Genomic DNA, 15,915 nt, shown 5'->3' on the forward strand with positions numbered 1-15,915 from the left:
ATATGCCCCTTGACGCTGCGCTTCTAGACATCCTGGTCTGCCCGATCGACCGCGGGCCACTCCTGCTCGTCGGCGACGACACTAACGGCCTCCTCTACAACCCGCGGCTGCGTAAGGCCTACCGGATCGAGAACTCCATCCCGGTGCTCTTACCCGATGAGGCGCGTGAGGTGTCCGACGAGGAACACCAGCGCTTCACCGAGTAGCGATGCCCGGCAGCTCACCCGTCAAATACCGCTGAATATTCGGCCCCACGGTGAGGGCAATCTGTTCCGCCGTCAGCGAGGCCAGCGGCTCGACTTCCATGATGTAGCGGCCCACCAATATCCCCGCCATCTGGGTGATCGCGAACTCGGCACGCAACACTCCGCTCCCGACTGGATTGTCCACCCGGTCGGCGATGATATTGACCAGGACCTCACGGAAGAAGACGCGCACCAGCCCATCATCGGCGCCGGTAAGGGCCGACCGGAAGAGCGCCAGCACGTTGGCCCCGAACTCCGAATCCCAGAACGGGATGATCAGCCTCGGAATCGCGAGTCCAAGCTCCTCGACGGGCATATCCCGCAGCGGCTGCAACACCACACTCGGATCGACCGGCAGCTGCACCACCTCACGGAAAAGATCGAGCTTCGTCCCGAAGTAGTGGTGAATGAGGGCCGGGTCAACGCCCGCGTCGGCGGCAATGGAGCGGATCGACGTCTTGTCGATTCCGTTGACCGAAAAAAGCTTTCGAGCACTTGCGAGGATATCCTCGCGAGTGTTTGCCCCACCCGGCCGACGGCCCGGCCGCTTTGGCGTCATGGTGTCCGACGGCGCAGGGTGGCTGCGGCCAAGCCCAGCGCCACCGCCGCGCATCCGAAGACGACTGCGATATCCCGTGCCGCCACACCCGTCAGTTCCGGGTGACTCCCCAGCTGCTGCAACGCCTCTACCGCATAACTCACCGGCATCACGTTACTGAACCACTGCAGCCATTCCGGCATTGCCGCGCGGGGGACCAGAATCCCGCAGAGCAGCAGCTGCGGAATCACCACCACCGGCATGAACTGCACGGCTTGAAATTCGGTGCGCGCGAACGCGCTACACAGCAAGCCAAGACCGACACCGAGAATGGCGTTTCCGATGGCGATCAGGAAGACCCATTGCGCGCCGGCCGCGGTGGTGAGATCCAGCAGCCCGTAGGAGACCAGGCAGGCGATCGTGGCCTGGGCCGCGGCCGCCAACGAGAAGGCGGTGCCGTAGCTGGCCAATAGGTCGAACCGCCTTAGGGGAGTGGTGAGAATGCGTTCCAGGGTCCCCGAAACCCGTTCGCGCTGCATCGATATCGAGGTTATGAGGAACATGACCACGAACGGGATGAGCCCAAGCACGAACAGACAGGCGATGTTGAACGGCGATGGGCGGTTCGGGAGAGTCGGCAGGTCCCGGTAGAGGAAATACAACAGGGTGATCAGCACGCTGGGTACGACCAGGATCATCGCCAAGCTGCGATGATCGGCGCGAAGCTGTCGCAACACGCGTCCGGTGGTGGCCACATAACCGTTGGCGTACATGGGATTCCGCTCCGTCTCGCCGCTACGCGGCCGTAGTTTCGGTGCGTCGGATAACGGCGAGAAACGCCTCTTCCAAGCCATCGCATTCCGTATCGCGGCGCAGCTGCAGGGGTGTGGTGTGGGCGAGCACGCGGCCCTCGCGGATAAGCACCAGGTCGCCACAATGATCGGCCTCGTCCATGACATGACTGGAGACGAGAAGCGTGGTGCCACCCGCCGCGAGGCCTTCGAACTGTTCCCAGAGCTCTGCGCGCATCACCGGGTCCAGGCCCACCGTGGGCTCGTCGAGCACCAACAGCTCGGGCCGGGTGACCAGTGCACACGCGAGCGAGACACGTCCGCGTTGTCCACCCGAAAGATCGCCGCAGTAGGCCAGGCGATGTGACCGCAATCCGACGGCATCGAGTGCCGCATCGGCGTCGGACTTGCTGCGACCGTATAGCGCGGCAAAGTACCGCACGTTATCGATCGACCGTAGATCGTTGTAGATCGTCGGATTCTGCGTCACGTAGCCGATGCGGTGCCGCAGGGCGGGCGAGCCCGCCTCCAAACCTAGTACGCGGACTGTCCCTGACTCGATGATCTGGGTGCCTACAACGCAGCGCATCAGCGTTGTCTTACCGCATCCGGAGGGCCCCAACAGTCCCGTGATGGTGCCGCGGCCGATCCGTAGCGACACATCGTCAAGGGCTTTGAAACCGCCGCGAACCACGCGGAGACTCTCGACCTCGATGACGGCCTGATGCCGACCATTGGTTAATTCACCACCCAATGAACTCATCATGTGATGAATAATGGACCCGGCCGATCCGACTGTCAAGGACAATCGTGGAGTGAGCGCCCAGATCCTGACGACCCATCCGATAAAGGCCGCGCAGCGCCTAATCGGAGCAGTCATCGAATCTCGCGGGGTGCGTGCGGTCATCGTCGAGGTGGAGGCATACGGCGGGGTGCCAGATGGGCCGTGGCCCGATCCCGCCTCACATTCGTTTCGCGGACCGACCAATCGCAATCGGGTGATGTTCGGACCCGCGGGCCGCCTGTATGTATACCGAAGCCATGGAATTCACCTGTGCGCCAACGTGGTCTGCGGCCCGGACGGTACCGCCGGCGGAGTGCTGATCCGCGCCGCCGCGATCATCGACGGCGCACCCGTGTGTTGGGAGCGGCGGCCCACCGCTCGCGACGATGCGGGTTTGGCCCGCGGGCCAGGAAATCTGGGCGCCGCCCTCGGAATCACACCGGAGGACAACGGCGTCGACGTCTTCTCCGCTTCCAGCCCGGTACGGATCACGTTGAACCGGAAACAGCAGGCGCTCTCCGGGCCACGGGTGGGTGTCAGCGTGGCGGCGGACCGTCCCTGGCGGTTCTGGCTGCCCGAGTGTCCGGAGGTTTCCGTGTACCGGCGTAGCCCCCGTGCTCTACCACCGTCGCCGATGATCTCATCGGTAGCGCGGGACCGGACTGGGAAGAGCGGTACCCGGCGCACAAAACCCCATAAGGGATAATCGATGCCGTGGTTTCCAACATTCTCGACGAGCTGACCTGGCGCGGCCTTATCGCGCAGACGACGGACCGTGACGCGCTCGCGGCCGATATCGCGAAGGGACCGATCAGCGTTTACGGGGGTTTCGATCCCACCGCCGCGAGTCTGCACGCAGGGCATCTGGTGCCCCTGCTCACCTTGAGCCGATTCCAGCGGGCGGGCCACCGGCCCATCGTGCTGGCCGGGGGAGCGACGGGCCTCATCGGAGATCCGCGCGACACCTCCGAACGCAACCTGCACGGGGCCGACCTCGTCGCCGAATGGGCCGACCGAATTCGCGGGCAGCTGGAGCGGTTCGTCGAATTCAACGACACGCCAACCGGAGCCATCGTCGCGAATAACCTCGACTGGACCGGCCAGCTCACCGCCCTGGAATTCCTGCGCGATCTGGGCAAGCACTTCTCGGTCAATGTCATGCTCGAGCGCGACACGATTCGCCGACGCCTGGACGGCGATGGCATCTCCTACACCGAGTTCTCCTACATGTTGTTGCAGGCCAACGATTACGTGCAGCTGCACCGCAAGTACGGCTGCTCGCTGCAAATCGGCGGTTCGGATCAGTGGGGCAATATCGTGGCCGGAGTTCGGCTGGCTCGCCAGCAAGACGGCGCGGCGGTGCACGCCTTAACCGTTCCGCTGGTGACATCGGCCGACGGCGCCAAGTTCGGTAAGTCCACCGGCGGCGGGAACCTCTGGCTCGACCCCGAGATGACGAGTCCGTACGCCTGGTACCAGTACTTCATCAACACTGCCGACGCCGACGTGGTGCGATACCTGCGCTGGTTCACCTTCCTGTCCGCCGAAGAAATCGGCGAGCTGGCGACGTCGACAGCGGAACGGCCACACGAGCGTGCCGCTCAGCGTCGATTGGCCGTCGAGGTCACCACCCTGGTGCACGGCGAAAGTGCCACCCAGGCTGTCGAACTCGCCAGCGGAGCACTATTCGGTCGCGGCGAGCTGGACCGGCTCGACGAGGGCACACTGACAGCGGCCCTCACCGAGGCCGGCAACGGAGAGCCCGCCCGGCTCGCGGGCGGCGAACCCGACACCATCGTGGATCTTCTGGTGAGCAGCGGGCTTTCGGATAGCAAGGGTGCCGCACGCCGCACCATCAAAGAGGGCGGCGTCTACGTCAACAACACCCGGGTTGACGCCGAGGACTGGACTCCGACCGATAGCGACTACCTCACTGGCGGCTGGCTGGTACTTCGCCGCGGAAAGCGCAACATCGCAGGAGTTCAGCGCATCCGCTAGATTAGTTCCATTGGGGCTCAACGGATTCCTTCACCTTGCCATCCTCACCGAAAATGAGGAAACGGGTGAATGCCCGGGCGAACCACCGATCGTGGGTGACCGCGACGACAGTGCCGTCGAAGGCCGCCAACGCATCCTCCAGCGCCTCAGCCGAATGCAGGTCCAGATTGTCGGTCGGCTCGTCGAGTAACAGCAGGGTGGACCCCATCAACTCCAAGAGCAGGATCTGAAAGCGGCCCTGCTGGCCGCCGGACAGCGAGCCGAAGGTCTGCTCGGCCGACCGCGCCAGCCCGTAGCGGTCCAGGATCCGCGATGCCTGCTCTCGCCCATGCCCCGCGCGCCGCTCATCCCCGTGATGCAGGATGCCCAGCAGCGTCCGATCCATCAGCCCCTCGTGATGGTGCGTCTGCGCAAACCAGCCGGGACGGACCCGCGCCCCCAGCCGTAGTTGACCGTCGTGCCGCACGGGTTCGGGAATCATGTCGCCCACCGGCAGCTGATCCGGTTCCGGGTCAGTGCCGCCACAGGCCAGCAGGCGCAGGAAATGTGACTTGCCGGTGCCGTTGCCGCCCAGCACCGCCACTCGATCTCCGTACCACACTTCGGCATCGAACGGCCTTGTGAGACCGGTCAATTCAAGACTCTCCGCGATCACGGCACGCTTGGCGGTGCGACCGCCGGCAAGGCGCATGCGAACGTTCTGCCGCAGCGGCACCGCTTCGGGCGGCCCCGCCTCGTCGAATCGGCGTAGCCGAGTATCGGCGGCCTGCAGCCGGCTGGCCATATCGGAGTTGTAGGCAGCTTTCTGCCGGTACATCAACACCAGATCGCGCAGTGCCGCCCGCTGTTCGTCCCAGCGACGGCGCAACTCGGCGAGTCTGGCGTTCCGGTCCGCCCGGGCCTGGTGATACGTCGCGAACGAACCCGGGTGCACCCACAGGGTCGACCCGGACCGCGTGGGCTCCAAGGTGGCGACCTGGCCGGCCGCCCGGTTGATCAGCTCCCGATCATGGCTGACGAACAACACCGTCTTGGGCGACTCCGCGAGTCGCTCCTCAAGCCAGCGTTTCGCCGGCACATCGAGATAGTTGTCGGGCTCGTCCAGCAGCAGCACCTCATGCGGCCCGCGCAGCAGCGATTCGAGAACCAGACGTTTCTGCTGGCCACCCGAGAGCGTGTTGACACCGCGAAACCTGGCCAGGTCAAACGGAATTCCCAGCGCGGCCATGGTGTGCACATCGCACTCGGTCTCGAACTCATAGCCGCCGACATCGGCCCAGTCGGCCAGCGCCTGTGCGTACTTCAGCTGATCCTGCTCGCTATCGCGCTCCATCAGCGTCAGCTCGGCTCGGTCCAGGCGGTCGGCAGCCAGCCTGATTCGATCGGGTGCGACCGATAGCAGCAGATCGCGGACCGTCGAATCGTCTCGAACGGAACCGATGAACTGCCGCATCACGCCAAGCTGACCGCCGCGGGTGACGGCCCCGTCGTGTGGGTCGGTGTCGCCCGCGATGATCCGTAACAACGTCGTCTTACCGGTCCCGTTAGGGCCGATCAGCGCGGTTTTGCTGCCCTCGCCGACCCGCAGGCTCACATCGTGAAGTAGCGCTCTGCCGTCCGGGAGGTGGTAGCCGATGGCATCGAGCTGCACATGGCTCATACGGCTAAGTCTGCGCAACCCGCCGTGTTGAGTGCCACCGAATTTCCGAGGTTGGCCCCCGTACCGGCATACTCGCGCTGTAACCGATGGTCTTCACGCATGCGGCTCATCGATAGAAGGAGGCGCCCGTGGGGCAAGACGCCAGCCAGCGAGGTCCCAGGCAGCAGGGGCCCAAGAGGCAGGGGCCGAGTCGGCCTGCGCGCGATTCCGGCGCCCGGCGCGACGACCGCGGTGGCGGCCCAGCGCGGCCGCATCGGTCCGATGAGCGCGGCCGTCCCGGCGCTGGCGACGAGCGTGGCGGCAGCCCCGCACAGCCGCGCCGGTCGGAAGATCGCGCCGGCGACCGTCCCAGCAGGCCCCGTCGCACCGACGACCGCTCCCCGAGGGGGCAGATACAGCCCTCACAAAACTTCGGCCCGCATATCCCCGATGAGGTAGTGGCCAAGCAGCTCGCTCCGGACGTGCGAGCTGAGCTGCGGACACTCGATAAGAACACCGCGGACACGGTGGCCAGGCACCTGGTCACCGCGGGCAACCTGCTCGACGAGGATCCGCAGGCCGCGCTGGATCACGCGAAGGCCGCCAAGACCCGCGCCGCTCGCATCGCGGGCGTCCGCGAAGCGGTCGGCATCGCCGCATATCACTGCGGAGACTGGGCGCAGGCGCTGTCTGAGCTGCGTGCGGCCCGTCGAATGGGCAGCAGGTCGCCACTGCTGGCATTGGTTGCCGACTGCGAACGCGGAGTGGGTCGGCCGGAACGCGCCATCGAACTCGCCCGCAGCGATGAGGCCAAGGCACTCACCGGTGATGCCGCCGACGAACTGCGCATAGTCGCCGCCGGAGCGCGCGCCGATCTGGGACAGCTCGAGCAGGCGCTGGCGGTGCTCTCCACTCCCGCACCCGATCCGACGCGCGTCGGCGAGATCGCAGCGCGGCTGTTCTACGCGTACGCCGATATTCTCCTGGCCCTGGATCGCAAACCGGAAGCGGTGCAATGGTTCCTACACGCCGCCGATGCCGATGTCGAGGGTCACACCGACGCCGAGGATCGGGCCGCCGAGCTTGCCTGACACACTCGCCAACTCGTACGACTGCCTGCTCCTAGACCTCGACGGCACCGTATTCCGGGGCTCCGAACCCACCCCGAATGCCATCGCAGCATTGGCGGCTGCCGGCGACGCGCGGCAGCTGTATGTCACCAACAACGCCAGCCGGTCCGCACCTGAGGTGGCCGAACACCTCATCTCATTGGGTTTCACGGCGATCGCCGGTGACGTTGTGACGAGCGCTCAAAGTGCAGCGAGACTGCTCGCGGAGGCACTCCGGCGCGATGACACCGTCCTGGTCGTAGGCACCGAGGCACTGGCCGCCGAGGTATCGGCGGTCGGCCTTACGCCCGTGCGCACCTTCGATAAGGCGCCGCGCGCCGTCGTGCAGGGGCATTCACCCGATACCTGCTGGACCATCCTCGCCGAGGCCGCACTCGCCATTCGGTCGGGTGCCTACTGGGTGGCAGCCAATATCGACGCAACCCTGCCCACCGAGCGCGGTCTACTACCTGGAAACGGGTCGATGGTCGCCGCACTGCACACTGCCACCGATGCCGATCCGGTTGTGGCAGGCAAGCCCGGACGCGCGCTGATGGAGGATGCGTTGGCACGCGGCAATTTCGCGCGCCCGCTAGTTGTCGGCGACCGCCTCGATACCGATATCGCCGGAGCCAATGCCGCGGGCCTGCCCAGTCTCATGGTGCTCACCGGCGTGAACGACGCCATCGACGCGATCTGGGCCGATACCGCGCATCGACCCACCTTCTTGGGGACGGATCTGAGCTCCCTGCACCTCCCAGAGACCGATGTGCGCATCGAACCCAAGGGTTCCTGGCAGATCACGGTGGATGCAGACCAGGTTTCGGTCGCATCACTCGACAGCACGGGATCGGTGCTATCGCTGGCACAGGCGTTGGCGGCCGCGGTCTGGGCTACCGGTCCCGCCCCAGCGATCCGGCCCGTCGTGGCCACGGACGACCTGGCCGAACAGATCTTGCAGCAGCTTTCCGCCGGATAGTGTGTCGCCGGCCCTGCGGCTCGGGGCCCATCAACTAGCCTTGACCGCGATGACCACTCCGAACGATGTCGCCCGCCACACCTCCGGCCCCGACCCTGATGCGGTCAGGTCGCAGGTGCAGGCCCTGCTGGGTCAGCTCGGCCCGCCGGCCGGACCAGAGGGCCAGAGCGAGCTCGATCTGGAGACCCAGGCACAGGTTCTGGAGCAGGCACATGACGTTCTGGTCCGAGCACTGGAATCCGCGGAGAACGGATAGCCATGGCCCGGCACGCCAGGGTCGACGCCGAGTTGGTGCGCCGTGGGCTCGCTCGCTCTCGCCAACAGGCGGCCGAACTCATCGACGCGGGGCTGGTCCGTATCGACGGTATCCCCGCCGCGAAAGCCGCCACCGCGGTGTCGGCGACGGCTTCTCTTGTAGTGCAAGGGGAATCCGACGAGCGATGGGTCTCGCGCGGTGCCCACAAACTCCTCGGCGCGCTTGATGCCTTTAGTCCACAGGGACTTTCCGTCGACGGCAGACGGTGTTTGGATGCGGGCGCCTCGACGGGTGGTTTCACCGAGGTGCTGCTGCGCTCAGGCGCCCGCGAAGTGGTCGCTGCCGATGTCGGGTACGGACAGCTGGCCTGGTCACTTCAGTCCGACGACCGAGTCACGGTTCTCGATCGCACCAATGTGCGCACCTTGACGCCGGAACTGATCGGCGGAGCTGTCCAACTGATCGTCGCCGACCTGTCCTTCATTTCACTCGCGCTGGTGCTTGACGCGTTGATTGCCTGTGCCACAACGGATGCCGATATCGTGCCGATGGTGAAGCCTCAGTTCGAGGTGGGCAAGGAGCTCGTTGGCGCGGGAGGCGTGGTGCGCGATCCGCAGCTGCGCACCGATACCGTCGTGTCCGTCGCCCGTCGCGCCCAGGCACATGGTTGGCATACCGCCGGTGTAACCGCCAGTCCGCTACCTGGGCCATCCGGAAACGTCGAGTACTTCCTGTGGCTGCGGAACACAGATTCAGGCCTGGACCTCGAGGCCGCCGTCACCGAAGCCGTCGCAAAGGGACCCCAGTGACCGAACGCAAGATTCTGCTTGTCGCACACACCGGACGCGATGAGGTAACCGAAACCGCCCGACGCGTGGCGAAAACACTGGGGGAGAACGGTATCGCGCTCCGGGTGCTGACCGCAGAGGCCATCGATAGCGGCCCCGTGCACCTGGACCCCGCCGAGTTCCGTTCCCTCGGTGTGGATGTCGAGGTTGTCGATGCGGATCAGGATGCCGCCACCGGCTGCGAGCTGGTGTTGGTACTGGGCGGGGATGGCACCTTCCTGCGGGCGGCCGATCTGGCGCGCAGCGCTACCGCACCCGTACTCGGCGTCAACCTGGGCCGTATCGGATTTCTCGCCGAGGTCGAGGCCGAGGCGATCGACGCCGTACTCACTCACGTGGTGGAGGGCACCTACCGCGTCGAGACACGCATGACACTGGACGTCCAGGTCCGCATCGGTGGTGAGATAACCGAGCGCGGCTGGGCGCTCAACGAGGTGAGTATCGAAAAGGGCCCCCGACTGGGCGTGCTCGGAGTGGTGTTGGAGGTGGATGCCCGTCCCGTGTCGGCCTTCGGATGCGATGGGGTGCTCATCTCGACACCCACGGGTTCTACCGCCTACGCATTCTCGGCTGGCGGACCGGTCGTGTGGCCCGATCTGGATGCGATCCTGGTGGTGCCCAACAACGCTCACGCCCTGTTCGCTCGGCCGATGGTGACCAGCCCCGCTGCCACCGTGGCCGTCGAGATCGAGGCCGACGGACATCACGCGCTGCTGTTCTGTGACGGCCGCCGCGAGATCCGGGTACCGCCGGGTGGACGGGTCGAGGTGGTGCGCGGCCATCAGCCGGTGCTGTGGGCACGTCTGGACAGCAACCCGTTCGCCGACCGAGTGGTGCGCAAGTTCCAGTTGCCCGTCAAGGGTTGGCGGGGACGGTAGCCGTGCTTACCGAGATTCGCATCGAGTCCCTTGGCGCCATACCCTCTGCTACCGCGGAATTCGACAGCGGACTGACCGTGCTGACCGGCGAGACAGGTGCCGGCAAGACGATGGTGGTCACCGGTCTCCATCTGCTCGGTGGTGCTCGCGCCGACGCCAACCGGGTGCGCGTGGGCGCCGACCGCGCCGTCGTCGAGGGTCGATTTCTCACCGTCGACCCGCTTGGCGCCGAACCCGCGGAGGTCACCGACATCCTGGACTCCTCAGGGGCGCAACGCGACGATGACGGCAGCGTGATCGCCACCCGATCCGTCACCACCGACGGCCGCTCGCGGGCGTACCTCGGCGGGCGCAGCGTGCCCGCCAAATCGCTGGCCGGCTTCACCGCGGGACTGCTCACGGTGCACGGCCAGAACGACCAGCTGCGGCTGATGCGCCCGGACCAGCAGCTTGCCGCGCTGGACAGGTTCGCCTCGGAAGGTCCAGCCGGCATCGAGGCGCTGCTCACCACATATCGCAAGCGGCGCGAGGAGTGGCTCACCGCGCGGCGTGATCTCATCGACCGCACCCACCGGGCCCGCGAGCTGGCTCAGGAAGCCGATCGACTCGGGTTCGCGCTCAACGAGATCGACGCCGTCGACCCCAAACTGGGGGAGGACGACCAGCTCACCGCCGATATCCATCGCCTCTCCGAGCTCGATGCGCTGCGCGATGCCGCAGCCTCGGCTCGTAGCGCTCTCGCCGGCGCCGACGACGCTGATGGTGGATCCGATTCGGCGATCGATCGCATTGCGAAGGCCAAGGCACTGCTGGAGGGAACCGATGAAGCGGCCCTGCGGACCCTGGCACCTCAACTGGCCGAGGCGCTGGCCGTGGTCAGTGATGTCTCCCGTGAGCTCACCGCCTTCACCGATGAATTGCCCAGCGATGCAAGCACGCTCGAGGGAAAGCTGGCACGCCAGGGACAGCTTCGCACGCTGACCCGTAAGTACGCCGCCGATTTGAACGGGGTGATGGCGTGGGCGCAGGAGGCGCGCAGCAGGCTGGCCGAGGTCGATACCTCCGAGGAAACTCTAGCCGCCCTCTCACAACGCGTGGATCGACTTGCCGGTGAGCTGGCGGCCGCCGCAACGGGTCTGACCAAGGCGCGCACGAAGGCCGCCAAGGCGCTGGGCAAGGCCGTCACCGGCGAGCTCGCCGGCCTGGCGATGGACCGGGCCGCATTCACCATCGCCGTCGAACCGATTCCGGCCAGGGCGGATGATTCGGCGCCGCTGCAACTGTCGCCTGGACAGGCCGTGCACGCGGGGTCATCGGGTACCGACGCCGTCGAGTTCGGTTTTGCCGCGCATCGCGATAACCCGATGCTGCCGTTGGCCAAGAGCGCCTCCGGCGGTGAGCTCTCGCGCGTGATGCTGGCGCTCGAGGTGGTGCTCGCCGCCTCGACCGCCGGAACCACCATGGTGTTCGACGAGGTCGATGCCGGTGTGGGTGGCCGCGCGGCGGTACAGATCGGGCGACGGCTCGCCAAATTGGCGCACACCCATCAGGTCATCGTGGTGACCCACCTGCCGCAGGTGGCCGCCTTCGCGGATATCCACCTCACTGTTGATCGGGTGAACAGCAAGGGCAGCGGTGTCCGACGCCTTGATGACGAGGACCGGGTTGCCGAGCTGGCTCGGATGTTGGCCGGTCTGGGGGACTCCGACACGGGCCGGGCGCACGCCCGCGAGCTACTCGACGCCGCCCGTTCCGAGCGCGCCTGAACCCGTCGCTCCGGGGAAAAGCGGGGGTGACGGGAGTGACTAATGTGACAGGTGTTACGGCGCGCCTCCACAGCCTCAGCAGGCCCTCGGGCCATCATGACCTGTATGAACTTGACCACGATGCTCACGCGAAGCAGCAGCTCTCGACCCGGCATCGTCGGAACAGTGCGCACCGACAAGGACATCAACCGGCTGCTACAACGCCTGAACCCGGGTGATATCGCCGTCATCGACATTCTCGATCTGGACCGCGTCACGGCGGATGCTCTGGTCGACGCTCGCGTCAGCGCCGTGGTGAATGCCTCGCCATCGATCTCCGGGCGCTACCCGAATCTCGGACCCGAGGTGCTGGTCGCCAACGGCATCACCCTGATCGACAGCATCGGTCCGGAGGTCTTCAAAAAAGTCAAGGACGGCTCCACGGTTCGGGTACACAACGGCGGCATCTACAGCGGTGACCGCCGACTCATCGCGGGGACTCCGCGCACCGACGCGGACGTCCACGATCTGATGACTGAGGCCAAGACCGGTCTCGTGGCACATCTGGAAGCGTTCTCCGGTAACACCATCGAATTCATCCGTAGTGAAAGCCCGTTGCTTATCGACGGCATCGGCATCCCCGACGTCGACATCGACCTGCGCAACCGGCACGTCGTTGTCGTGTCCGATGGCGTGGGCACTGCCCAGGACCTGAAGAATCTCAAACCGTTCATCAAGGAGTACCAACCGGTTCTCATCGGTGTCGGTGGCGGTGCCGATATCCTGCGCAAGTCCGGGTATCGGCCGCTCATTGTCGTCGGCGATCCGCTGCTGATGAGCACCGATGTTCTGAAATCCGGTGCGCAGGTCGTCCTTCCGGCCGACGCCGACGGACATGCGGCCGGGCTCGAACGCATCCAGGACCTCGGAGTTGGGGCTGTGACCTTCCCTGCGGCAGGTTCGGCCGCCGACCTGGCATTGCTGCTGGCCGATCATCACGGGGCATCGCTGATCGTCACCGTCGGGCATACCGCATCCATCGAGGAGTTCTTCGATCGCGAACGCCAGCTGTCCAATCCATCGACCTTCCTGACCCGACTCAAGGTCGGCGCCAAGCTCGTCGACTCCAAAGCTGTTGCGACGCTGTACCGCAACCGATTCTCGGGCGGTGCGATCGCATTGCTGATCCTCGCGGTGCTGGTGGCCGTGATCACCATGCTGTGGGTAACCAGCGCAGGCGACAGCGCGGCCGAATGGCTACTCGCCTACTGGAACCGGCTCACGGTCTGGGCGCAGAACCTAGTCAGCTGACGAGCCCGCCACATTCCATAAGGGACCACACGTGATTACCCTGCGCCAGCACGCAATATCCCTAGCCGCGGTGTTCCTCGCCCTCGCGATAGGCGTTGTACTCGGCTCCGGCCTGCTCAACGACACCCTGCTCTCGGGCCTGCGTGAGGACAAACGCAGCCAGCAGCGGCAGATCGAGGATCTGAATCAAGACAAGAACGCGCTCAATGAGAAACTCAACGCGGCAAGCAATTTCGATGCCACCATGGCACCTCGCATGCTCTCCGGCGCCCTGAACGATCGCAAGGTGGTCCTGATCACCACCCCCGAGGCCGACCGCTCGGACGTGGAGGGGATCGCACAACTGATCTCCACGGCAGGCGGGGCTGTATCGGGCCGGATCGGATTGACGGATCAGTTCACCGACGCCAACCAGGGCGAACGGCTGCGCACCATCGTGAATTCATCGATCCTGCCCGCCGGAACGCAGCTGCGCACCGATGCCGTCGACCAGGGATCGCAGGCGGGTGACCTGGTGGGCATCGTGCTGCAGATCGCACCGAACCGTCCAGAAGAGCCGGCACCGCCGGTAACCGATATGCAGCGGGACACCGCGCTGTCGGCGCTGCGTCAAAGCGGATTCATCACCTACACCGATGGGCAGGTGTCGGCGGGGAATCTCGCGGTGGTCGTGACCGGGGGAGCACTGCCCGACGACGCCGGGAACAAGGGCTCGACCGTCGCGCGCTTCGCTGCCGCACTGGACCGGCGCGGCTCCGGCACCGTGCTGGCCGGACGCAGCGGATCAGCCAGCGGTATCGCGTCGATCGCGGTCACCCGGGCCGACGGATCCATGGCCTCGGCGGCCAGCACGGTCGACGATATCGAGATGGCGTCGGGGCGCGTCACCACCGTCCTCGCGCTGCGTGAACAGTCCGACGGCCACTCGGGCCGGTACGGACTGGGCCCCGGTGCTACCGCCATCACGGTGCCGTAAAACACGGATCAAGCTCACACTGCGCGGCGTGTTCAGTGCCGGCTGTCGGCGTCTTTGTTAGGGTGAGGTTCCGTGGGTCAGCAGGGCCCCGAGCAATCAAGAATTGCCCTGCGCAGTCGTCACGGGAGTCTTCTTGCCAGCTCTACGCAAGCATCCTCAAACCGCTACCAAGCATCTCTTTGTCAGCGGCGGAGTCGCCTCCTCGCTGGGCAAGGGTCTGACCGCCTCCAGCCTGGGGCAACTCCTCACCTCGCGCGGTTTGCAAGTGACCATGCAGAAACTCGATCCGTACCTCAACGTGGATCCGGGCACCATGAACCCGTTCCAGCACGGTGAGGTGTTCGTCACCGAGGACGGGGCCGAGACCGATCTCGACGTCGGGCATTACGAGCGCTTCCTGGACCGCAACCTCTCCGGATTTGCGAATGTCACTACCGGACAGGTCTATTCGGCGGTCATTGCCAAGGAACGGCGTGGCGAGTATCTCGGCGACACCGTCCAGGTGATTCCGCATATCACCGATGAGATCAAGCGTCGCATCCTGGCGATGGCCGAACCCAACGAAAAGGGACAACGGCCTGACATCGTCATCACCGAGATCGGCGGCACCGTCGGCGACATCGAATCGCAACCCTTCCTGGAAGCGGCGCGCCAGATCCGCCATGACGTCGGTCGCGACAACGTCTTTTTCCTGCACGTCTCGCTCGTGCCGTACCTAGGCCCGTCCGGTGAACTCAAGACCAAGCCCACTCAACACTCCGTCGCCGCGCTGCGCAGTATCGGTATCACCCCCGATGCCCTGATCCTGCGCTGTGATCGCGATGTCCCAGAGCCGCTCAAGAACAAGATCGCGCTCATGTGCGACGTCGATATCGACGGAGTCATCTCCACACCGGACGCTCCGTCCATCTACGACATCCCCAAGGTGCTGCATCGCGAGGAGCTCGACGCGTATGTGGTGCGCCGGCTCAATCTGCCGTTCCGCGACGTCGATTGGACGGAATGGGGCGATCTGCTGCAACGAGTCCACGAACCCAGCGAGTCGGTGCGCATCGCCCTGGTGGGCAAGTACATCGACCTGCCCGACGCCTACCTGTCGGTCACCGAGGCGCTGCGGGCCGGAGGCTTCCGGCACCACACCAAGGTCGACATCAAATGGGTGCCGTCGGACGACTGTGAGACCGAGGCCGGTGCGCAGGCCGCGCTCGGGGACACCGACGGGGTACTGATCCCCGGCGGTTTCGGCATCCGAGGCATCGAAGGCAAGCTCGGCGCCATCCGGTACGCCCGTAAGCGGCGCCTCCCGATGCTGGGCCTATGCCTGGGGTTGCAGTGCATGGTGATCGAGGCGGCGCGCTCGGCGGGTCTCGCAGATGCCAACTCGGCCGAGTTCGATCCCGACACCCCGAGCCCGGTAATCGCCACCATGGCCGATCAGGTGCGGGCGGTGGCCGGCGAGGCGGATCTCGGCGGAACGATGCGTCTCGGCGCCTATCCCGCCGTCCTGGAGGCCGGCTCAATCGTCGCCGAGGCCTACGGAACGACGGAGGTGTCCGAACGGCACCGGCATCGCTACGAGGTGAACAACCCCTACCGCGACAAGATCTCCGAGAGCGGCCTCCGGTTCTCCGGAACATCGCCCGACGGACATCTGGTGGAGTTCGTGGAATATCCGCGAGATATCCACCCCTTCGCGGTGGCCACCCAGGCTCACCCGGAACTCAAGAGCCGTCCGACCCGTCCGCACCCGTTGTTCGTCGCATTCATCCGTGCCGCAATGGAATACAAGGCAGCCGAACGTCTTCCGTTGGACCCCGA

Annotated in this window: 14 protein-coding genes and 2 pseudogenes; 12 read left to right on the forward strand and 4 right to left on the reverse strand. The window is 65.7% G+C overall.

Features of this window, described 5'->3' with window-relative positions; translation table 11 throughout:
• Positions 1-2: 2 nt before the first annotated feature.
• On the forward strand, positions 3-206 hold the full coding sequence (locus MLB1_RS12210) for a Trm112 family protein (RefSeq protein WP_180750076.1): 204 nt from the start codon (positions 3-5) through the stop codon (positions 204-206).
• On the opposite strand, the gene MLB1_RS12215 is transcribed toward MLB1_RS12210, so the two are convergent.
• From MLB1_RS12215 to MLB1_RS12225, 3 genes are read right to left on the reverse strand one after another with little or no spacing between them, the layout of a single operon-like run.
• Positions 196-804: a TetR family transcriptional regulator gene (locus tag MLB1_RS12215; protein WP_180750077.1), complete on the reverse strand. Its 609-nt coding sequence runs from the start codon at positions 802-804 to the stop codon at positions 196-198. The genes MLB1_RS12210 and MLB1_RS12215 overlap by 11 nt on opposite strands.
• Complete coding sequence (locus MLB1_RS12220; protein WP_180750078.1) at positions 801-1,556, reverse strand: ABC transporter permease; 756 nt, start codon at positions 1,554-1,556, stop codon at positions 801-803. The genes MLB1_RS12215 and MLB1_RS12220 overlap by 4 nt, the downstream gene beginning before the upstream one ends.
• A 22-nt stretch (positions 1,557-1,578) precedes the next feature.
• Positions 1,579-2,340, reverse strand: coding sequence for an ABC transporter ATP-binding protein (locus tag MLB1_RS12225; protein WP_180750079.1), 762 nt, complete (start codon positions 2,338-2,340; stop codon positions 1,579-1,581).
• Positions 2,341-2,389: 49 nt separating this feature from the next.
• Between MLB1_RS12225 and MLB1_RS12230 the strand changes: the two are divergent.
• A pseudogene (locus MLB1_RS12230) lies at positions 2,390-2,986 on the forward strand (DNA-3-methyladenine glycosylase); the annotation flags it as partial.
• 86 nt (positions 2,987-3,072) lie between these two features.
• The gene (tyrS, locus tag MLB1_RS12235; protein WP_180750081.1) at positions 3,073-4,356 is read left to right on the forward strand and encodes a tyrosine--tRNA ligase; all 1,284 of its coding nucleotides are present in this window, start codon (positions 3,073-3,075) and stop codon (positions 4,354-4,356) included.
• Between the two features lies 1 nt (position 4,357).
• Here tyrS and MLB1_RS12240 read toward each other — a convergent pair whose 3' ends face one another.
• Entirely contained in the window at positions 4,358-6,016 is a 1,659-nt protein-coding gene (locus MLB1_RS12240) for an ATP-binding cassette domain-containing protein (RefSeq protein WP_180750082.1), read from the reverse strand.
• A 437-nt stretch (positions 6,017-6,453) separates the two neighbouring features.
• Here MLB1_RS12240 and MLB1_RS12245 point away from each other — a divergent pair, with 437 nt between their 5' ends.
• The 9 genes and pseudogenes from MLB1_RS12245 to MLB1_RS12285 form a co-directional block, all read left to right on the forward strand.
• Positions 6,454-7,086, forward strand: a complete 633-nt coding sequence (locus MLB1_RS12245; protein ID WP_371750620.1) for a hypothetical protein — start codon at positions 6,454-6,456, stop codon at positions 7,084-7,086.
• Complete coding sequence (locus tag MLB1_RS12250) at positions 7,079-8,083, forward strand: HAD-IIA family hydrolase (RefSeq protein WP_180750083.1); 1,005 nt, start codon at positions 7,079-7,081, stop codon at positions 8,081-8,083. The genes MLB1_RS12245 and MLB1_RS12250 overlap by 8 nt, the downstream gene beginning before the upstream one ends.
• 49 nt (positions 8,084-8,132) lie before the next feature.
• Positions 8,133-8,339, forward strand: coding sequence for a hypothetical protein (locus tag MLB1_RS12255; protein ID WP_180750084.1), 207 nt, complete (start codon positions 8,133-8,135; stop codon positions 8,337-8,339).
• A gap of 2 nt (positions 8,340-8,341) precedes the next feature.
• Positions 8,342-9,148, forward strand: a complete 807-nt coding sequence (locus tag MLB1_RS12260) for a TlyA family RNA methyltransferase (protein WP_180750085.1) — start codon at positions 8,342-8,344, stop codon at positions 9,146-9,148.
• Complete coding sequence (locus tag MLB1_RS12265) at positions 9,145-10,065, forward strand: NAD kinase (protein WP_180750086.1); 921 nt, start codon at positions 9,145-9,147, stop codon at positions 10,063-10,065. Before MLB1_RS12260 ends, MLB1_RS12265 begins: the two co-directional genes overlap by 4 nt.
• Positions 10,066-10,067: 2 nt before the next feature.
• Positions 10,068-11,831: a DNA repair protein RecN gene (gene recN, locus MLB1_RS12270; protein ID WP_180750087.1), complete on the forward strand. Its 1,764-nt coding sequence runs from the start codon at positions 10,068-10,070 to the stop codon at positions 11,829-11,831.
• Positions 11,832-11,936: 105 nt separating this feature from the next.
• Positions 11,937-13,121 carry a putative cytokinetic ring protein SteA gene (steA, locus tag MLB1_RS12275; RefSeq protein WP_180750088.1) on the forward strand — a complete coding sequence of 395 codons (1,185 nt, stop codon included), beginning with the start codon at positions 11,937-11,939 and terminating at the stop codon, positions 13,119-13,121.
• A 31-nt stretch (positions 13,122-13,152) separates the two neighbouring features.
• Positions 13,153-14,097: a copper transporter gene (locus MLB1_RS12280; protein ID WP_180750089.1), complete on the forward strand. Its 945-nt coding sequence runs from the start codon at positions 13,153-13,155 to the stop codon at positions 14,095-14,097.
• Positions 14,098-14,230: 133 nt separating this feature from the next.
• Positions 14,231-15,910: pseudogene (locus MLB1_RS12285) on the forward strand (CTP synthase); the annotation flags it as partial.
• Positions 15,911-15,915 lie beyond the last annotated feature (5 nt).

The organism is Mycobacteroides sp. LB1 (assembly GCF_013449725.1).
In the GTDB taxonomy this organism is placed as follows: Bacteria; Actinomycetota; Actinomycetes; order Mycobacteriales; family Mycobacteriaceae; genus Mycobacterium.